The sequence below is a fragment of the Rheinheimera baltica genome (genome assembly GCF_030731985.1).
GTDB classification, from domain to species: Bacteria; Pseudomonadota; Gammaproteobacteria; order Enterobacterales; family Alteromonadaceae; genus Alishewanella; species Alishewanella baltica.
Map to the genome: position 1 here is coordinate 175,695 of NZ_JAPJDY010000008.1, position 19,318 is coordinate 195,012.

Here is a 19,318-nt window from a genome sequence, read left to right on the forward strand (position 1 = left end):
TCTTATTGATTTTTTGGGTTAACTGATTGCAATGCGGGCAATGGCTTAATGCCTTGCTGTATTGCGATAAAACGTAGAAATTGTTGTCGATCTAATGGAGACAGCACGGCTTCTTCAGTAGCCAATGACTGCCCGGGTACACGAATAACACTAACCGGGCTTTGCCAGGGCAGTACATAAATTGTTTTTGGCTGCTCCTGATTACCGCTAATGGTTGACTCTAATTTAACGGTTGAAGGTTGCTGTTGTGCCAATACGCTCAGGCTAAGCAGCAATGTTGTTATAACAACGCTTAATTTAATCACGTGCTTGCTCCTGCGCCAGTTGTTGCTCCAACAAGGCAATCCAACCAACTGCTTGCTGATCGTTAGTCAACGCATAATATTGCTGATAGTGATCTTTCGCCTTTACCAGTTGCCCTAAATACAACTCGTACAAAAATGCCAAATTTTTATGCGCGACCGCATAACGATTGTCTGGCACCAATGCCTGCTGAAAATGCTGTTCAGCCAGTCGAAAATGCCCCTGCTGTCTGGCAAGTACACCCAGTAAATTATGGGCATCACTATACTGTGCCGCCACACTGACCACTTGGCGTAATGTTTGCTGCGCGGCGTCGATATCGCCACTACGCCACTGCGCTATTGCCAGGTTGTAACCGATGCCTGGCAAGGAAGGCAATGCTGATGCCAACTGCTGTAACTTAGGGATAGCGGCAACAAACTCACCTTGGTTCAATTGCTGCTTCGCTAAATCAAATTGTTGTTGCTGCACAGCACTAAGCGGTAATAGACCGGTTGCCGGTGCCGGTTCAACCGGGCGCGAGGAGGCGACTTCAGGCGAGGTTGCTGGTGCGACAGGCAGTAGCTGACTGCATGCGGTTAAATAACTTAATATTAGCAGAGCAAATGGCAACTTAAGCGTTGACAGCTTGGGCTGGCGCGCCAAATTAAAATACCTCATTGGCTACCTCAGTATAGGTTTCAGTTTTATCGAATTTGGCCGGCAATAACTGCGCCAGACGGCTAAAACTGTGTTGCACCCATTGGTCCCACAATTGCTGCTGGGTAAGCTGGGTATTCTGCTGGTAAATCGCAATAGCCTGCTCTTCAAACGGGTAGGCTTGCTCTTCCAGCAACAGCTCATATTCTTCTAACGCTAATTCGTCCAGCCCTTTAGGCCGATCGGATGCCAGCAATGCCTTAGCCATTTGCTGATAAAGTTCCGCCACGCGAAATTGTGCCTCTGTCAGTAATGCCGCCACGCCATACTGCATACTTTGCTCAAAATGGCTGATCGCGGCCGTCATATGTTGGCGCTTCTTTTGCAAACTTTGCTTTAACGGGTGCGCTAATCTGATGCCATTGAACAGCTCGCTTTCGTGTCGACCCAGTTCAAGCAGTGCCTGCGCAGCCAATTGCTGAGTGCGTTCATTGCCTTCGCTGGAGAACTGTTGCTCGAAGCTGGCGATTTTGCTGCGCCAAAAGTTTTGCCGGTACACATCTTGCTCTGCCTGATACAGCTGTATCAGCTGTAAGCGCGCTTCTTGTGCCAGCAAATGTGGCTGCTGATAACGATTTGCATAACTGCGCCAGGCATCAAGCGCGTTATTATTTTCACCCGCTTTTTGAAAATACTGCGCTGCCAAATACAGTGCCTCACGCTGTTGCTCGGTGTCAGTACTGGTTGCTGCTAATGTTGTTAACTCTCTGGCGGCATTGCTCCACTGCCCGGCTTGCTCGTAGCTGTCTAGCAATTGTGCCTTGGCTGCACGGGTTCGTTCACTGTCGGGATAACGTTGGATAAATGCCGTAAGCAACGGTATTGCACTAGTGTAATCCAATGCCTGGCGGATTATTTCAATCTGCTGAAATGCCGCCGCTTCATGATAGGCTGAAGTGCTTAAGGTACTAAGCAAACGCTGCAAATGGCCTTGCACAACCTCCGATGAAACGTCCGCTTGCTGCGCCTGCTGATAAATACTGGAGGCCAACTGCTCAGTAAGTAAATTACGTCGTGCCGGGCTTAAGGCATCGTTTAACAGGGTTTGAATACTCTGCTCAGCCGCAGCATAGTGTGTTAATGCCAACTCACTTTGGCTGTGTAAAAACCTGGCTTCTTGTACCAGCGCTGGCTGACTTTTGTCTGCCAGAGGCCAGGCTATAACCTCATCGCTGTGCTGCAATACAGCAAAATAATCTTGTTCATTGTAACGTTGCTGCAACTGCTGTAATGCAACCTGTTGCGCCGCAGGATGGCTGCGATGGTGCTGCACAAAGTCAGTTTGTTGCTGCCAGTGCTGGCGGGCTGAGGTTTCGTCATGTTCAGCCAGCTCGGCGCTTATTAATAACGCTTTATAAGCAGCACTTTCTGTTGTGAACAAGCTGGCATTTTCAGGTTCAGCGCCATATCCCAGTTGCGTGTACAGTTTAAGCGCTGCGGCACTATCCAAAGCACCCGCATAGGATTCAGCCAGTAAGTAGCGGATATCGGCTGCAGAGTATGTCGCCTGCTGCGGGCTATGTTGCAGTAATGGCTCACCCAGTACACTGAGCATTTGTTGCCACAACGGTATCACGGCAGCAAAAGCAGCTTGACGTGGTTCACTCGCTAACGTCAGCGCCTTAGCGTATTGAGCCCGGGCAAAATAGTCATAATATTGCAGTAAGTTAGGCTCTACTTCTGTCAATTCAGCTACCTTAGCTTGTTGCCAAAAAGCAGACTCCGGACCAAATAGCTGCAAATACTGTTGCTGTTCAGCCAATGCTTGCTGTGCATTGGCGTCGGATAAATAATGCTGAATTACCGTAAGCTGAAAACGCGCCGCCAAAATACTTTCAGGGTAGTCAGTTATAAATAGCCGGTAGGTTTGCAAACGAGCGTTGTGCAAGGCTTTTTCGGCCAGGAAATTGGCCAAGGCCTGATACACCTCGGCAACCAAGGCAACCGGACGTTCGCCGCTTCGATAACTTACGCGCTGCAGCAAGCTCTGTAAGCTCTGCGCTTGCTCCTGATAACTGAGTGAAACACTTAAAGTGCGAAGTACTTCTGCACGTAATCCTTGTACACCGGGATCCTGCTCGTCAGTATGTATTTCACTGTAACTTGTATCTAGTACCGCTAAAAACTGCTCATCCGCCAGTTCAAATTGCTGTTGCTTAAAGTAACTCCAACCGGCCATATAGCGGGCATGTTGTTTGAGGGTGAGTTCCTGACCATTTATCACCGCAAGATAAGCGGCTAATGCGGCCGGATATTCACTGCGACTGTAGTGAATATCGCCCTTGCGAAACCAGGCCTCACTTGCGAAACCGGAATCAGGGTAATGCTGCAACAACTGGTCTAACTGTTCCAGACAGGCCTGCTGCTGCCCTAATAGATCGTAGCTACGCGCCAACTGGTATCTAATGAGCTCATTATTCGGGTCTTGCGGGTAATCGTTAAGCAATTGTTGATAACGTTGAACCAGTTGCTGTAATGCCGCCTGTTCTTGCTCTGGCGCTAAGTCTTGCCGTTCAAACTGGCTGGTATGCATTTGCGACAAACGATACAAAATTTTCTGCCGGGTTTGCGCCGCAGGTTGTAACTGCAGGATTTGCTGATACAAAGCGTCTAGTTGCTGCTCATTAACATCAGGCAATACTGCCACAATACTGCGGTCAAACGCCGGTAAGTCTGCTAGTTTCGGTCTGCTATCAGACACCGAAGATGCAGAGCATCCGATAAGTGTGGCGCAGCACAATGCTAATATGGTGATACGGTGTTGACAGGATAAACCAACAGGTTCAAGGCGCCATATCATAATGTGGCTCCGCTGTTAGTTGTATCCGCTGTAAGTAATACTTTTTCCATTACACGTGCCATAGATTCTTTATTATGGCGTTTTAATTCAGTTAATCCGGCAAGCTGCTGCTGCAGTTTCTGTTGCAGTTGCTGATTTAACTCGGCAAGCAATTGCTGTTGCCAGCTAAGCAACGCCAAATTTAACTGCTGTTGACTGGCACTCAGTTGAGCCAGCTGGTGTTGTACCTGTTGCAACCGCGCCGTTTGGTCACCCTGCAACGTTAACGCTGTTAGCTGCTGCTGTGTATTGCTAAGCAGCTCACTTAGTATCTGAAGCTGCTTGGTGCGTTGCCAGTTTCGCTCTGTCGCGGTATTACTGTATTGCCACTGTAACAGTGAACGAAGCCGCTGCAAGCGCTGAGCATACCCTTGCACATCGCGCCCGCTTTGTTTTAGTAGTGGTAAACGCTGTTCAGCTTGTTCTAACCGGCTAAGCTGCTCGTAAGGTTGGCCTTGCCATAACGCCAGGTCCATGGGGTGCTGTTGGGCCAGCTCAATGTGCTGTTGCAGCTGAGAAAACTGCTGTTGCAACTGCTGCAGTTTCGTTGTCAGCTGCGGTAATTGTGTACGTAATAATTGCTGCTGTTGCACCAGCTTAAACTCGGTTACCTGCTGCAAATGCGCCAGGCGTTGCTGGCGTATCGGCGCATCCGCTAATTGCTGCTGCAATGCCAACACATCTTGCTGCAGTCGATGCAAGTTATTGTCGTTGCTTAACTGCAGCTGTTGCCACTGTGAACCGCCTTGTTGCAACTGACTCACTTGCAAAGGTCGGGCTTGTTGCTGAATAAGCTGCACTTGCTGTTCATAGTATTGCTCAGCCCAGTGATAAGCACCCAATGCATCACGCGGTTGCAAAGCGCGCTCTAATTGTTCACCTATCCGTGTAGCCGCCTGCCAGGCCGACTGGCTAAAAGGTTGCTGTTTTATTTGTTGCTGTAGCACAGCAAGTAGTGCCGGAATGTGCCGCTGTTCAGTAAGAATATGGCTATACAAGGAAAGTGCTGTACCACTTAGTGCGCTGTCAGCAGCGAAATTCGCCAGAATAACATCGGCCGCGGCAAACTCCTGCCGTTCAATATGCAGCTGCGCCTGTGTCAAACCGATATAGTCAGCTAATGCCTGACGTTCCTGCGCCGGATAAACAAAGCCCTCCGGTTGTGACAAAAAGCGCCATTGACCACTAAACAAAGCCGACCAAAAGCTTTGTTGGGCAGTATCGTTTAACCGCGGTTTTAACTGCGCTAACCACTGCAGGGCAATATCACTTTTTTGCGCCCGCGCCAATGCCAGCGCCTGATTGCTAACGATATAAGGCATTTCTGGCTGCATGGCTAACAAGGTGAAATCGGGTTTGTTTGGGATGCTAATATCCGGCCAGTTAACTAACTGATTTAACAACTGCTGCTGGCCAAGCCATTCGCCCTTATCACTTTCGCTAACGGCAGATAAGTAACGTTTTGCACTGGGCTTGTCGCCTAGTTCCAGTTGATAACGCGCTAATTGCAATAAGGCAATATTGCGTAATGACTGAGGTAATGCCTCTTGGTCTTTTTCAGCCTTAAGCAACAGGTCTTCGAGCAACGTGGTTGCGTGCTGCGGCATATTTAACTGCAAATATAACCCAGCCTCTAACAACTGCGCCCGTTTGTCTTGCTCAGGGGCCAGTTGCAAGGTTTCCAGGGCTTGCGCCGGCTGTTGCAAATAAAATGACCAGGCCGCCTGGCGATAGTGTTTTTCTCCGTTTTCAAACTGCGCTGATACACTCTGCCAAGGCAGAGATATACTAAGAGCCAGTAAAAACGCAGGCGCTAGTCGTTGGACCATGGCTGCACAATAAAATCAGGTTGGTAATCACTGCTACGATCTTTAATCTGTAGCTCTAACAGCACAGCTTCCTCGGCCTTAGTAAACGGATAACTCACCGCACGCCGGTAGTCTCTGTTATCAGGCCCTTTGCCAATAAATACCGCAGTAAGGTTGTGTTCACCGGCTTTAACATTACCTTTAAACAAAGGCTGAATCGCCCCGCGTTTTAAAGCATCCCATTGCTGTGTGGTATACAAATGCGCTTCAACCGGCTTGTCATTTAAAATAAGTTCGACACTGTCTAGCTGAAAAAACTGCCCCATATCTGCTGATAGATAGACTGCCAGCTGCGTTTCAGGTGGAAACAACAGCTCCTCCTCCAGCAGGAATAATTCCCGATTCAGCTGTATCACCTGTTGCTTGAGTTGTTCAAGCTGCGTATTTACCGGCTCGGTTTCCGCACTGGCTAACATACTAAGCCACAATAATCCGGTTAAAAATAGCGTTCTCATTCGTTTGTCCTGCTAAAAGTAAAGGCTGAAAAACGCCCGAATCACATTGGCTTCCAGCCGGTACAGCGGCTCAAGGCCTGCACTGGCGTCAACCACGGTGACGTTGCGAAAGTTTTTATAGTTAAAGCGAATATGGTCCCATTGCAGCGTTAGTTCGGGTTTAGCTTCTGGCCAAGCGCCCCATACTGGCAACATATAACTGGCGCCAAGGCCCAGCGTAATGTTATTAAACTCACTAAGCTCTTTATCCCGCGCCATAAAATTTTGCTGATTGGCGTAATCAAATAAGTCACGATAGAAGTTGGCCTGACCTTGGCTATACCAGCGCATTTTGGCTTCCAGCACCCATTGCTGGCTAAGCGGATGCACATACTCAACTTCAGCGTCAAAAGCACGAATATCCCAACTGTCCTGATAATGTCGCAGGTTTACACTCACCGCGGCCCGATACGGCAAATAAAATTTATTCACCAGCGCTATGGCAACAGTATTTCGGGTATTGGGATACACTTCCGCTTGGTAGCTATAGCCACGAGACTCATTAGTATTGAGATAGCGAACACTGCGGTAGGGGTTATTTAAGAAGCCTTCATCCAAATCGACCTGCACGTTAAGGGCGGCAATCCAGCGATCCGTTAATACCTGCGTCCAACCCAATTTGTAGTTATATCGTTTAAGCGATTCGCTAAAGCTCTCATCGCCGTTACGGCCAACTTCATCGTCACCCAACCCAGCTTCCAAGCTTAGCGTTGTCATGCCACCAAAGGTATCGTGTGCTATGGCGAAACTAACCGATTTTGCGTTGTAGTCGTTTTCGTCACTTTGTGCATAGTTCAAACTAACAATGCTGTTGCCGGCAAGATAGTCAATACCGACGCGCTTTTCCTCACGCTCCTCAGTGTAGGCCGATGCTGTGGCCTGCACATCAACCGACGCACCAGAGACGGTATCGACATAGTAATACGCTGACAATGATACGGATTGTCCCGCCTTCTTGCGAAGCATTACCGCCGGGCCATCAATAGACACACCGCCGCCCTGATAGGCGTGATACATTAAGTCGGCTCTATCTTGGGGTAGCACCGCAGCCTGCGCCACGGAGCAGAACAAGATAAATAGCGTGAGTAGCCTAGTTACAACCACAACCACCGCCCCCGCTGCCATTGGCGCCTTTGGCGGCTTCACGCGAGTCGCGCACGTGGGCGACATGCTGTAAGGCCACCGGATGCCGTCCAAATGCCATGATAGGGTCTGCCAACTTATCACGCTCATAAGGTTTAACCCATGGCTCAACGCTGGCACAACCACTAAGCATGAGTAACACGCTGGCCAATACCGCAGGCTTACTCACGCAGTAAGGTCTTAATATCATCTTCATATTTTTTCTCATAGCCTGGTTTATAACCGCGGTGAACGGTGCGCAATTGACCGTCTTTATCAATAATTACCGTTGTGGGCATCGCTTCTACCTGATAGGCCTTTGACGCACTGTTGTCGGTGTCAAATAACACAGGAAACTGCACCTGAACTTTATTTAAATAGGCTTTTGCTGCAGCGCTATCGTTTTCAACATTAACGCCCCATACCTGCACACCCAGCATTTGGTATTTCTGAGCCAACTTGTCAAGCTGAGGCATTTCCTGAATACACGGGCCGCACCAGCTGGCCCAGAAGTTAATTAAGACGATATCGCCACGCTGTTCAGCTAAACGTAAATTGGCGCCATCCAGGGCTTTTAACGTAAAGTCCGGCGCGGGTGCCGCGTGCAACAGAGAACAATACAAACTGAATACTACTGCTAAGATACTGCTTTTCATTTTTGCTCCTGCTATTGGCATTAAAAATATACCGCTATACCTAAACCCAACGCTAAATTATGCGTGGTTTTACTGCGTGCCAGTATGGTGGTTTCAAAAATATAATCACTAAAGGTAAGCTCCATTGCCAACCAATCGGTGGCATATAACCTAAACTGGCTACCTACCTGTACAGCGAATACAGTGTCACCGGCAAAGTCGACATTGCCGCCACCGATAAACAGCGATAAGCCGCTATTAAAAGCGTAGTCACGGGTTAAAAAGGTCTCACCAGGCAAAAGCATGTAGCCCAGATGTCCACCGTAGTAACGCCATTCACGCTCGCTATCCGTTAACAGTGGTGCCGCGCCACTTAGCTCTTCAAAAGATGTTTTACCGGCTTTAGCCATAGCGTACTCAGCTGACAGGTAGAAATCTTCATTGATGTGGTACGTCAGTTGAAGCGCCGACACTGCACTACTACCAAAATCTTCAATACTAATAACGCCAACCCGGGCGCCTAATAACCAATTCTCACTGTCCAACAGGTCTTCACTCACCACCTGACGTTCGATGTCTGGTTCAACCTGTTGCGCCATAGCCGCAACAGAAGTGAAACTGAGAACTAAAAAAATACGCTGAAGCCAAGTTTCCATGTATCAATCTCTTCGTTGTCGTTGCGATCGGTAATAATTACGCTACGCCGGTATCCCATGCGGGCGATAAAATTTCGGGTCATATAATAACGTAGCCCAAGCTCAACGCTGGCAAGGCTGTTGTTTCGATCGGGCGTTTGCACCAGTATGGTTCGTGGGGTTGTTTGCAGTACCCCGCCACCGATACCAAAATAAGGTGACAGCCGCCAATGTGGCATTGGACTTAGATACGCACTTAACTCTGCAGACAGGTTATCAGCTTGACGACCATTTGCTTGGCCAATAGCTAATTCCGTATGAAAATAAGGACTAAACAAGTATGAAAACGACAACTGATAATAGCTACTACCGTTAAAATCGCCAAATAATAGTCCGGCTTCAAATGCGCGTTGTTCGAACTCATTTAATCGCTGGTCCGACACGTCAAACTGCTCACCGGTAAGCGTAACCAGCTGTGTTAAATCCGCTCTCGCCAGCCAGAATGTCTGCTGACGAAACAACACTTGAACCCAATCGTTTCGACGGGTCACCAGGGTTAATGACTCACCTTTTATTGCAACCTGTACCATCGGATAACCCCGACCCGCACCAGAATGCAAATTAACAAAGTCACCCTGCACTTTCACCGGTATCGGTGCGGCCAACGCTGCACTGCATAGTAAGCTCAAACATAGCAGTAAAGGTTTAATCATTTACTACTCCGGGATCACAAAAGGCGAGTTATAGTATTGCGCACCAATATCCAGCCAGTCCGCTACCAGTTTTAATTCAGCAGCAGACAAATAGCCTTGATGTGAACCGGCATTACTAAACAGGCTAAAAAATGCCGAACTGTTTAACGCATTGCCGGCACGCATAGCAGGGTTAACCCGCACAGTTACCATTACCGGGATTGGATTGCCCTCATCATCCAGTATCAGATTACCGTCTTCATCGGTGACAAAGCGTAAATTCCCATCGGCATCGGTCGCCTGTACCAAACGATCGACCAGTACCCCACCAACCAGTTCTAATTCGTTATCGTTGCTTAATAGCTCCCGATAACTGCGAACATGATTGGCATCGATATCGGAGGCGGCATCGTCTAGCTCCAACTGGGCGGCTGGCAGCTGCGTATTGCTATCAACATCAGTGCGGCTATGGCAACTAACACAGGTATGATCAGCGATAAGTTCATTGGTTTCAGGGTCAAACTGGCGTCGGTCTAACAACCACAACGGCTGGATGTGGCTGGGGTAATCAATACGTATACGACAACTTGCCAGCCACTGCGCAAAGCATTCCACGCCAGCTGGTGGCGCTGAGGTCAGATCCGCAGCACTAACTAAAAGCTCAGCATCTGGCTCTCGTTGAGCAGGGTTAGTCCAGATATCAAGGTAGTGTAATGCGGCACTAAGCTCAGGCGTGCCATTTAACCGAGCGGCCGTTTGTGCCATGGTTTCGCCGGCCAATGCCACTAGCTGCGGGTTAGTATTGGCAAAGTTGCCGTTAGTGTCTAATCCTGGATTGGCACTGGCAGCCTCACCGGTCAAACGACCATGCGGTGCCGTGCTTTGTGCACGATGACAACCATTGCAGCTTCGGGTTTCCCCTGGCCGCAAGGTAATCCATTGTTGATGCAACGGCGAAATAGCCTGTCCCTCAGCGTTTAACAACGCCAAATTAAATGGCACATTTGCCGGTACTTTTACTTGCACTGAACCGTCAGGCTCAATTGCCACTGTACCCAGAATTTCACGCATCAACTGACGCCGGCTAACGCCAAAAGCAAAATTAGGCACATCAAGTACATCGTCAGGTGGCTGAGGTACGCCGCGAACTAGTCGTAAAAAGCGTGCAGGTCGCATGTCAGCAGTGGTTTGCATTGGATCGGCTAATCTAGCGATATTTACGCTGGCAGTACCGGCGAAGTCATAGACGCTGCGAATATGCAAAATAGCAGCGTTTTCAGCGGCAAGGTCAGCATCTAATGATGGGTTTTCTGGTAAAAAAACCGCATCAGGTGAAGACTGCAACACAACCGGTTCGCTCACTAACAAACCTTCCTGTCCCGGCCGCACCGGCACCTGCGTTTGTTTTTGCGTATCAAACAACCACAAGCCATACAAAGGCGCCGCCAGTACTAACTCAGCATCAGCCTCAACTTGCGTGCAGCTTAAGGTGACATCATCCTGGATTACACGACAAGGAGACCAGCTAACCAGATAACGTCCGGTACCATCTTTTAACGGCGCATAGCTGTTTATCGCACCCGAGGTTTCTGGCCGTGCCGTATTATCAAACGCCCATGGAAACAAGGGGGTTTGTGCCGGTATGTTTAACGTCTCACCAGCCAGTGCCTGGTCGTTATCACTAGCCAGCTCTAACGCTATCTGTTGCGGCCAACTATTGTAGTTCGGGGCGTTAACGCTAGCTAACGCAATTGATACGCCGCCGCCATCCAATTCTATTGCCTTGGTAAATTCAACGGCAGTTTCTGCAGCGCCCGTGTTATGTGAATGCCAACCATAAACCAGTTGATTCTCAGATCCATCTGGCTGCATTTTATACCAGTTGAACATGGAACGGTCGCTCTGGTTATCCCAGCGGCTATACAACACATAACCGTCGCTTAACACCACAGGGTAAATATCATGGCTTAAATTAAAACTTAGCTGCTCAATACCACTGCCATCAGCATTCATTACATGCAGATTGAACGTTGAAATGTTTAAGTTTTCATCTAACGCCGTGTACTGAGGCTTAAATTCATCCAGCAATATTTGCCGTGAGGTACTTTGGCGGGTCGAACTAAAAATAATACGGCCATCTGGCAAAAAAGCGGGTGTTATGTCATGGCCGCGCTGGGCCAGTTGAGGGTCTGCAATTAAAGGAGTAACACTTTTATCACTGACATTGTAACGCCACAAATCCCACTTAGGCTGTAATTCATCCGGCACATCTTCCAACTCAGGCGCGCGCAATGCGAACAGTAAGGTCATGCCATCTGCCGATGCGACTAAATCTTTTACATCATACAATTGCCCTTCAGCAAATAACGCGGCAGTAAGATCTGTTTCAGCTGATTGCGCAAACGCATTTTGTTTTAATAACAAGCGAGCGCCGGGATTAAAGCGTGTTGGGTCTGTCAGACTGGTGCGGTATTCCACCTCATCTGTTATCAAAAGCGGGCGTTCAACAAAAGCGAGAGCAATTTCTTGTACAACCGGATCTGTCGGTTCATTCTGTACACTTATATCAGCGTCGCATGCGACAAGGGCCATGCTAACTGCGATAAGATAAAGTCTTTTCCTAAGTATCATTATTTAGATCCGGCTACCGTTTACTGCATGCTTGCATATGGGAGCTACTATTTAGGCTCAGTGATCAGCTTAACGCTGCGGTAACAGCAGAGCAAGATAAAATTAATAACAAAAAAAGCCAGCATAAGCTGGCTGTATTAACACTAGATGAACAGTTTTACAAATCAGCTTCAAACGCTTCTGGTATGCTCTCTTCTACCGGCTTTTCACCCGGCTTTAATAATAGGCGAGCACGTAATTCTTTCTCAATTTCGTTCGCGATAGGCTGGTTGTCCGCTAAAAATTTCATTGCATTCGCCTTGCCCTGGCCAATTTTATTACCTTGATAAGCATACCAGGCGCCGGCTTTATCGACCAAGCCTTGGGCGACACCTAAATCAATTAACTCGCCAAGCTTATTAATGCCAGCACCGTACTGAATAATAAACTCAGCTTGTTTAAACGGTGGTGCTACTTTATTTTTCACCACTTTAACGCGGGTTTCGTTACCGGTAATTTCATCGCCATCTTTTACCGAACCAATACGACGAATATCTAAACGTACTGAAGCATAAAACTTCAATGCATTACCACCTGTTGTTGTTTCCGGGTTACCAAACATCACGCCAATTTTCATCCGGATTTGGTTGATGAAAATACACAGTGTATTAGAACGTTTAATATTACCGGTTAACTTACGCAGTGCCTGTGACATCAAGCGGGCTTGCAAACCCATATGACTGTCGCCCATGTCACCTTCAATTTCTGCCTTAGGCGTCAGTGCAGCCACCGAGTCGACAATCACTACGTCTACTGCAGCTGAACGCACTAACATGTCACAAATTTCCAAGGCTTGTTCACCGGTATCCGGCTGAGATACCAATAACGCGTCAACGTTTACGCCTAATTTTTTTGCATATACCGGGTCTAATGCATGCTCAGCATCGATAAAAGCACAGGTTTTACCGTCACGCTGCGCTTCGGCAATAACCTGCAATGTTAACGTAGTTTTACCTGATGACTCTGGACCATAAATTTCAACAATACGGCCATAAGGCAAGCCACCTATACCAAGCGCAATATCGAGCCCCAATGAACCGGTAGACACCGCAGCAATATCTAGCGCGGTACTGTCGCCCAAACGCATAATTGAGCCTTTACCAAACTGACGTTCAATCTGACCTAATGCAGCGGCGAGCGCTTTTTGTTTGTTATCGTCCATTTTTATATCCATGGTTGAGCCGGGCTTGCCGGACAATTAACACTGTATGCTCGTACAGTAGTCTAGTTTACTATTGCTGTCAACAGCTCGATGCTTTGTTTCATAGCATAGTTAATCGCCTGTTGACGCACTTGTTGACGGTCGCCAGCAAACACCATTCGGCAGCTGGCAACATTACCGTTAAGATAAAAACCAAAACAGACAGTGCCGACCGGTTTATACTCCGAGCCACCGTCCGGCCCGGCAATACCCGTTACTGCAATTGCGATATCAGCACCGGCAGCTTTTGCCGCCCCCTGCGCCATTTCCCGCGCCGTTTCTTCACTTACCGCACCATACTGCAGCAAGGTAGCACTTCGCACAGCTAACAACTGTTGCTTCGCTTTGTTACTGTAGGTAATAAAACCGCGATCAACATAAGCAGAACTACCCGGCACAGCGGTTAGCCAGTAACCAATGCCGCCACCGGTGCAGGATTCAGCAGTGGTTATACTGCATTTTTTCCGTAATAATAGCTGGCCTAACTCTGTCGCCAGCTGCAGGCTGTCTGCTGCGACCGTCATATTTTATCCAATAGGGAATTCATAACACCATTATGCCGTCAGACCAGAAAGTGGAGCAAGCCTTAAGCACACATACCCCTATGATGCAGCAGTATCTGGGATTAAAGAGTGAGCATCCCGACATCCTGCTATTTTATCGTATGGGCGATTTTTACGAGCTATTTTACGACGATGCAAAACGTGCGTCGGCTTTATTAGATATCTCGCTGACAAAGCGCGGTCAAAGCGGCGGCAACCCCATCCCCATGGCTGGCGTGCCTTATCATGCGGTGGAAGGCTATTTAGCCCGCTTGGTGCAACTCGGTGAATCTGTTGCAATTTGTGAGCAAATAGGCGACCCGGCGACCAGTAAAGGGCCGGTTGATCGCAAAGTCGTGCGGATTGTAACGCCAGGTACGGTTACTGATGAAGCCTTACTTAACGAGCGGCAAGACAATTTACTCTGTGCCCTAAGCCAAATGCGTGGGCAATATGGTCTGGCACAATTGGATTTGAGTAGTGGCAGATTTTTACTGAATCAAGTTGATAATATTGATGATTTAGCCGCCTTGCTGCAGCGATTAAACCCGGCGGAGTTACTCTATCCAGAAGATTTCACCGAACATTTTTTAATTGAAAAACGCAAAGGTGCCCGCCGCCGTCCGGTATGGGAGTTTGAACTGGCCACGGCAAAACGTTTGCTTTGCCAACAATTTGGCACCAAAGATTTGCTTAGCTTTGGTGTTGAAGATGCGCCGGTAGCCCTGATGGCTGCAGGATGTCTTATGCAATATGTTAAAGACACACAGCGCGCAGCTTTGCCGCATATCCGCGCGGTTGCACTGGAAAGAGCGCAAGACAATATCGTGTTGGATGCCGCGACACGGCGAAATTTGGAACTGACACAGAATTTAGCTGGCCATTATGAACATACGTTAGCAGCCGTGTTAGATCGCAGCCAGACAGCCATGGGATCCCGGCTGTTAAAACGCTGGATCCATGCGCCACTTCGACAGCAGCCACAGGTAAATGCAAGGCTTGATGCTGTTAGCGAACTGCACACTGAATATGAGCAACTGCAACCGTTATTGCGCCAGATAGGCGACATTGAACGTGTTATTGCCCGCCTTGCACTGAGAAGCGCCCGACCACGCGACTTTGCTCGCCTACGTCAGGCGCTGCAACAACTTCCGCTATTAGCGCCAGAACTCGCGCATCTCAAAAGCGTATTGTTGTGCCAAATAAGTCAATCCGCTTTACCTGTACCGGCGCTATGTCAGTTGCTTGAGCAGGCTATTGTAGAAGCCCCTCCGGTGCTTATCCGCGATGGTGGCGTAATAGCGCCGGGTTACCACGCTGAGCTGGATCAGTGGCGTGCACTGGCGGAAGGTGCTACTGATTATCTTGAGCAACTTGAACTGCGTGAACGTGAGCGCACCGGCATTGCGTCCTTAAAAGTGGGCTTTAACCGGGTACATGGCTATTACATTGAAACTGGCCGTAGCGCAGATACCAAAGTGCCTGCGGAATATGTTCGCCGCCAAACCCTGAAAAATAACGAGCGCTATATTATTCCTGAGTTAAAGGAATATGAAGACAAAGTGCTTGGTAGCCAAAGCAAGGCACTGGCATTGGAGAAACAATTATATGAGCAGTTGTTTGAGTTAACCGCGCCCTTTTTGGCCCAGCTACAACAGCTGGCACAAACGCTGGCAGAACTAGACGTGCTATGCACGTTTGCCGAGCGTGCCGATAGTTTGCAGTACTGCCGGCCTGAACTTAGCAGCACACCGGGTGTTAGTTTGACGCAAGCGCGCCATCCCGTGGTAGAGCAGGTGCTGACAGAACCCTTTATTGCCAACCCATTACACCTGCATGCTGACAGACGTATGTTAATGATCACCGGTCCCAATATGGGAGGAAAGTCTACATACATGCGACAAACTGCGCTTATTGTACTCATGGCTTACATTGGCTGTTTCGTGCCGGCAGAAACAGCCCAAATTGGCCCTATAGATCGCATCTTCACTCGTATTGGCGCATCGGACGATCTGGCTTCTGGTCGCTCAACCTTTATGGTAGAAATGACTGAAACTGCGACTATCCTGCATCATGCCACTGAACAAAGCTTAGTGTTAATGGACGAAATTGGTCGCGGCACCAGTACTTATGACGGTTTAAGCCTGGCATGGGCCTGCGCCGACTACCTTGCAACAAAAATTAAAGCACTAACGTTATTTGCAACGCATTATTTCGAGCTAACGGATTTAGCTGAACAACTGCCGGGTTTAGCCAACGTGCATCTGGATGCGGTAGAACACGGTGACGACATTGTATTTATGCACCATGTACAAGATGGTGCAGCCAGCAAAAGCTTTGGTTTACAGGTCGCACAACTGGCAGGTGTACCTAAGGCCGTTATTCTGCGCGCCAAGCACAAATTAATGGAGTTAGAACAGCAAAGCTATAACGCAGCCCCGCCAACGCCAACAACACAACCCCAATTGAGTTTGCTGACAGAAGAACACCCGATACTGGCACAGCTGCGTGATGTAAGCCCGGATGATTTAACCGCCCGCCAAGCCCTAGAGTTGTTATATCAATTAAAACAACAGCTATAGCACCCATAAACAAGCCGGTATCTAACAGTAGATAAACCGGCTTTCTACGACGGTTTCTACTTGACAAAAAATGTATACATTTTAAATTAGGTATACATTTCCAATTTGAGTGAATCTATGCTGATTAAAGATCTCAGCCTGTCAGCCGTAGTGGCTGGCTTTGTTGCCGTACTGGTTGGCTTTGCCAGCTCGGTGGCTATTGTTTTACAAGCCGCGGCGGCGGCCGGGGCGACGCAGGATATGATGGCCTCCTGGTTGCTCGCATTGGGCATTGGTATGGCAGCAACCTGCATTGGTTTGTCCTGGTATTATAAAGCCCCCATTATTACTGCCTGGTCAACACCCGGTGCGGCTTTACTTGCCAGCAGCTTGCAAGGTTTAACCATAAATGAAGCAATTGGTGTGTTTATTTTCACGGCTTTACTGGGGTTTATTATTGGTCTGTCCGGCTGGTTCGACAAGCTGACGCGCCTTATTCCATTGCCGTTGGCCAGCGCTATGCTGGCAGGGATTTTAGTGCAATTTGGGCTGAGTATTTTCACCTCATTACATTCTCAGTTACTACTGGTTGGCCTGATGTGTTTAAGCTACTTGTTGGCAAAACGTTTTTCACCACGCTACGCTATTTTGTGGGTATTACTATCAGGGTTACTCTGTGTCCTAGTGCAAGGTCAGTTTAATTACAGCGCCGTAACCTTTAGTTTGACGCAGCCGGTTTGGGTAACACCGCACTGGTCATTAAGCGCCTTGATGGGGGTTGGTTTGCCCTTGTTATTGGTTACAATGGCGTCGCAAAATATTCCCGGCGTTGCGGTTATTCGCACCAGCGGATATCAAACACCAGTATCACCGCTTATTAGCTCAACGGCATTAGCTACATTGCTACTTGCACCCTGGGGAGCATTTTCTATTAACCTGGCAGCGATTACTGCTGCCATTTGTACCGGCACAGAAGCCCATCCCAATAAAGACAAACGTTACATAGCAGGTATCGCGGCCGGCATATTTTACCTACTAGCCGGTTTGGCCGGCGCGACAGTGGTTGCGCTATTTGCCGCCTTTCCCAAAGAAATGATTGCCGCCCTGGCGGGTCTGGCCTTACTGGGCACCATTGGCGCTAATTTAGCTGTTGCCACAGCAGAAGGCGAGCATCGCGAAGCTGCCGTTATCACCTTATTAGTCACCGCCAGTGGGGTGAGCTTTTTCGGCGTAGCAGCTGCATTTTGGGGCATTATCGCTGGCGGTTTAACACTGCTTATTATTAATCAGTGGCCAAAGCGCAACTAATGCTAAAAAAACAGCAATTGTATCATCAGTTAAAAAACGATATTCAGCAGCTACACTGGCAGCCGGGTATTGTATTAACCCAGCAACAACTGTCGGCACACTACGGCGTCAGCCGGATTGTCGTCCGTGATGTGCAACAGCAATTGTTTAATGAAGGTTGGCTTACCACGCACGGTAAGGCCGGTATGCAAGTACCGCCGTTTAACGCTAATGAGGCTGACGAATTAGCGATGTTACGGTTGCAACTAGAACCGCTGGCGTTAAAACTGGCTGCTCCGACGCTGAGTTTCGCCCAGCTGGGCCAAGCTGAAGACGTACTGTTAACCTTAAGCAGCACGCCCGCATTGTCACCGTATCAGCGTGGCGAACTCAACTGGCAATTTCACCACTTGTTATACCAAAGCTGCAATAAACCGCACTTACTGGGGTTACTTGAAAAGCTGCATCAGCAGGTATCTCGCTATCTTGGTTATCAGGATCAGACACAATCCTATGCACAAACCAGCGCGGCTGAGCATCAGCAACTGCTAACGCTATTACGCCTTGGGGATATAGAGGGAGCTTGCGCGGTGCTCACTGAGCATATTGCCTCAGCAAACAAGAAACTGGTCAGCTACTTACAAAATCAATAAGGCGCCTACTGGCGCCTTATTATTCGGCAAATCGTTTTAGCAAATACTCTTTCTCATTTAAGGGGCCCCCCCTAAACGCCATTACACTTGAAACAAGGTCTCTATATTAAGTCCTTGGTGCGTTACTATTTCCCGTAACCGACGCAGCGCTTCAACCTGAATTTGTCTAACACGCTCTCTTGTTAAACCTATTTCATGGCCAACATCTTCTAATGTAGACGGTTCGTAGCCTAACAAGCCAAAGCGGCGGGCCAGCACTTCACGTTGTTTCGGATTAAGTTCGTTCAACCATACAACTAAGTGCTGGCGAATGTCTTCATCTTGCAACTCTGTTTCAGGACCTAACTCTTTCTCATCGGCAATAACATCCAACAATTGCTTTTCTGACGCGCCAGCTACCGGGGTATCAACTGACGTTATTTTCTCATTCAGTTTAAGCATTTTGCGGACTTCTTCTACCGGACGATCAAGCGATGCAGCAATTTCCTCTGGTGTCGGTTCGTGGTCTAATTTTTGTGATAGCTCACGGGCTGCACGCAAATAAATATTGAGCTCTTTAACCACGTGAATAGGTAAGCGAATAGTACGAGTCTGATTCATGATAGCGCGTTCTATGGTCTGGCGGATCCACCAGGTTGCATAGGTAGAAAATCGAAAACCGCGTTCTGGATCGAATTTTTCTACGGCCCGGATCAGGCCAAGATTGCCTTCTTCAATAAGATCAAGCAGCGCCAAGCCTCTATTAATATAACGGCGGGCAATTTTAACCACCAAACGTAAATTACTTTCAATCATACGCCGGCGTGCAGCTTGGTCTCCTTTTAATGCCAAGCGGGAAAAATATACTTCTTCTTCTGCTGAAAGCAGTGGCGAAAATCCAATCTCCCCCAGATAAATTTGCGTTGCATCCATACTTTTTTGACTATCGTCACGTGCAAAGATGTCCTCTGTGCTCGTCTCTTCAGATGCCAGCGCCGCCGCATCGGGCTCCGCGTCATCGTCTAAAAGTACATCGTCCGCAATATCGTCTTCTTTAAATTCTAATACTTCATCTTCACTTTTTTGTCCCATATCCTCTCTCCCACGTCTATAGGGTGCTGGGGCTGGTCAAGCTTTA

Annotated in this window: 17 protein-coding genes; 3 read left to right on the plus strand and 14 right to left on the minus strand. The window is 48.4% G+C overall.

Features of this window, described 5'->3' with window-relative positions; translation table 11 throughout:
• Positions 1-2 precede the first annotated feature (2 nt).
• The 13 genes from ORJ00_RS14470 to ORJ00_RS14530 all read right to left on the minus strand — a co-directional run bounded on the left by ORJ00_RS14470 (position 3) and on the right by ORJ00_RS14530 (position 13,682).
• Positions 3-305 (minus strand): hypothetical protein, encoded by a 303-nt coding sequence (locus ORJ00_RS14470; protein WP_037053874.1) that lies wholly within the window; start codon positions 303-305, stop codon positions 3-5.
• Entirely contained in the window at positions 298-963 is a 666-nt protein-coding gene (locus tag ORJ00_RS14475) for a tetratricopeptide repeat protein (protein ID WP_306140186.1), read from the minus strand. Before ORJ00_RS14475 ends, ORJ00_RS14470 begins: the two co-directional genes overlap by 8 nt.
• A complete protein-coding gene (locus ORJ00_RS14480; RefSeq protein WP_306140187.1) occupies positions 950-3,802 on the minus strand; it encodes a tetratricopeptide repeat protein in 2,853 nt (950 codons plus the stop codon). The genes ORJ00_RS14475 and ORJ00_RS14480 overlap by 14 nt, the downstream gene beginning before the upstream one ends.
• A complete protein-coding gene (locus ORJ00_RS14485) occupies positions 3,799-5,670 on the minus strand; it encodes a hypothetical protein (protein WP_306140188.1) in 1,872 nt (623 codons plus the stop codon). Before ORJ00_RS14485 ends, ORJ00_RS14480 begins: the two co-directional genes overlap by 4 nt.
• A complete protein-coding gene (locus ORJ00_RS14490; protein ID WP_027670500.1) occupies positions 5,655-6,164 on the minus strand; it encodes a hypothetical protein in 510 nt (169 codons plus the stop codon). The genes ORJ00_RS14485 and ORJ00_RS14490 overlap by 16 nt, the downstream gene beginning before the upstream one ends.
• A 12-nt stretch (positions 6,165-6,176) precedes the next feature.
• A complete protein-coding gene (locus ORJ00_RS14495; protein ID WP_027670499.1) occupies positions 6,177-7,307 on the minus strand; it encodes a DUF3570 domain-containing protein in 1,131 nt (376 codons plus the stop codon).
• Positions 7,294-7,515, minus strand: a complete 222-nt coding sequence (locus ORJ00_RS14500; protein WP_027670498.1) for a DUF4266 domain-containing protein — start codon at positions 7,513-7,515, stop codon at positions 7,294-7,296. Before ORJ00_RS14500 ends, ORJ00_RS14495 begins: the two co-directional genes overlap by 14 nt.
• The gene (locus tag ORJ00_RS14505) at positions 7,508-7,981 is read right to left on the minus strand and encodes a TlpA family protein disulfide reductase (RefSeq protein ID WP_027670497.1); all 474 of its coding nucleotides are present in this window, start codon (positions 7,979-7,981) and stop codon (positions 7,508-7,510) included. The genes ORJ00_RS14500 and ORJ00_RS14505 overlap by 8 nt, the downstream gene beginning before the upstream one ends.
• A 20-nt stretch (positions 7,982-8,001) precedes the next feature.
• Positions 8,002-8,616 (minus strand): outer membrane beta-barrel domain-containing protein, encoded by a 615-nt coding sequence (locus tag ORJ00_RS14510; RefSeq protein ID WP_027670496.1) that lies wholly within the window; start codon positions 8,614-8,616, stop codon positions 8,002-8,004.
• The gene (locus ORJ00_RS14515; protein WP_027670495.1) at positions 8,586-9,308 is read right to left on the minus strand and encodes an SH3 domain-containing protein; all 723 of its coding nucleotides are present in this window, start codon (positions 9,306-9,308) and stop codon (positions 8,586-8,588) included. The genes ORJ00_RS14510 and ORJ00_RS14515 overlap by 31 nt, the downstream gene beginning before the upstream one ends.
• Before the next feature lie 3 nt (positions 9,309-9,311).
• Entirely contained in the window at positions 9,312-11,879 is a 2,568-nt protein-coding gene (locus ORJ00_RS14520; RefSeq protein ID WP_306140189.1) for an HzsA-related protein, read from the minus strand.
• 196 nt (positions 11,880-12,075) lie between these two features.
• Complete coding sequence (gene recA, locus ORJ00_RS14525; RefSeq protein ID WP_027670493.1) at positions 12,076-13,119, minus strand: recombinase RecA; 1,044 nt, start codon at positions 13,117-13,119, stop codon at positions 12,076-12,078.
• A 62-nt stretch (positions 13,120-13,181) separates the two neighbouring features.
• Positions 13,182-13,682, minus strand: coding sequence for a CinA family protein (locus tag ORJ00_RS14530; RefSeq protein WP_027670492.1), 501 nt, complete (start codon positions 13,680-13,682; stop codon positions 13,182-13,184).
• 32 nt (positions 13,683-13,714) lie between these two features.
• Here ORJ00_RS14530 and mutS point away from each other — a divergent pair, with 32 nt between their 5' ends.
• From mutS to ORJ00_RS14545, 3 genes are all read left to right on the plus strand, one after another.
• Positions 13,715-16,282, plus strand: a complete 2,568-nt coding sequence (gene mutS / locus ORJ00_RS14535; protein WP_306140190.1) for a DNA mismatch repair protein MutS — start codon at positions 13,715-13,717, stop codon at positions 16,280-16,282.
• Between the two features lie 117 nt (positions 16,283-16,399).
• Complete coding sequence (locus ORJ00_RS14540) at positions 16,400-17,569, plus strand: benzoate/H(+) symporter BenE family transporter (RefSeq protein ID WP_306140191.1); 1,170 nt, start codon at positions 16,400-16,402, stop codon at positions 17,567-17,569.
• On the plus strand, positions 17,569-18,201 hold the full coding sequence (locus ORJ00_RS14545) for a GntR family transcriptional regulator (RefSeq protein WP_306126899.1): 633 nt from the start codon (positions 17,569-17,571) through the stop codon (positions 18,199-18,201). Before ORJ00_RS14540 ends, ORJ00_RS14545 begins: the two co-directional genes overlap by 1 nt.
• An 81-nt stretch (positions 18,202-18,282) precedes the next feature.
• Here the strand turns inward: ORJ00_RS14545 and rpoS are convergent, their stop codons facing one another.
• On the minus strand, positions 18,283-19,272 hold the full coding sequence (rpoS, locus tag ORJ00_RS14550) for an RNA polymerase sigma factor RpoS (RefSeq protein WP_027670488.1): 990 nt from the start codon (positions 19,270-19,272) through the stop codon (positions 18,283-18,285).
• Positions 19,273-19,318: the final 46 nt, after the last annotated feature.

Bases quoted from the DNA above. Each gene is read 5' to 3' on its own strand.
- ORJ00_RS14520 (WP_306140189.1), bottom strand. From the start codon at position 11,879: ATGGCCCTTGTCGCATGCGACGCTGATATAAGTGTACAGAATGAACCG.
- rpoS (WP_027670488.1), bottom strand. From the start codon at position 19,272: ATGGGACAAAAAAGTGAAGATGAAGTATTAGAATTTAAAGAAGACGAT.
- ORJ00_RS14530 (WP_027670492.1), bottom strand. From the start codon at position 13,682: ATGACGGTCGCAGCAGACAGCCTGCAGCTGGCGACAGAGTTAGGCCAG.
- ORJ00_RS14475 (WP_306140186.1), bottom strand. From the start codon at position 963: ATGAGGTATTTTAATTTGGCGCGCCAGCCCAAGCTGTCAACGCTTAAG.
- ORJ00_RS14485 (WP_306140188.1), bottom strand. From the start codon at position 5,670: ATGGTCCAACGACTAGCGCCTGCGTTTTTACTGGCTCTTAGTATATCT.
- ORJ00_RS14510 (WP_027670496.1), bottom strand. From the start codon at position 8,616: ATGGAAACTTGGCTTCAGCGTATTTTTTTAGTTCTCAGTTTCACTTCT.
- ORJ00_RS14505 (WP_027670497.1), bottom strand. From the start codon at position 7,981: ATGAAAAGCAGTATCTTAGCAGTAGTATTCAGTTTGTATTGTTCTCTG.
- mutS (WP_306140190.1), top strand. From the start codon at position 13,715: ATGCCGTCAGACCAGAAAGTGGAGCAAGCCTTAAGCACACATACCCCT.
- recA (WP_027670493.1), bottom strand. From the start codon at position 13,119: ATGGACGATAACAAACAAAAAGCGCTCGCCGCTGCATTAGGTCAGATT.
- ORJ00_RS14480 (WP_306140187.1), bottom strand. From the start codon at position 3,802: ATGATATGGCGCCTTGAACCTGTTGGTTTATCCTGTCAACACCGTATC.
- ORJ00_RS14515 (WP_027670495.1), bottom strand. From the start codon at position 9,308: ATGATTAAACCTTTACTGCTATGTTTGAGCTTACTATGCAGTGCAGCG.
- ORJ00_RS14545 (WP_306126899.1), top strand. From the start codon at position 17,569: ATGCTAAAAAAACAGCAATTGTATCATCAGTTAAAAAACGATATTCAG.
- ORJ00_RS14540 (WP_306140191.1), top strand. From the start codon at position 16,400: ATGCTGATTAAAGATCTCAGCCTGTCAGCCGTAGTGGCTGGCTTTGTT.
- ORJ00_RS14490 (WP_027670500.1), bottom strand. From the start codon at position 6,164: ATGAGAACGCTATTTTTAACCGGATTATTGTGGCTTAGTATGTTAGCC.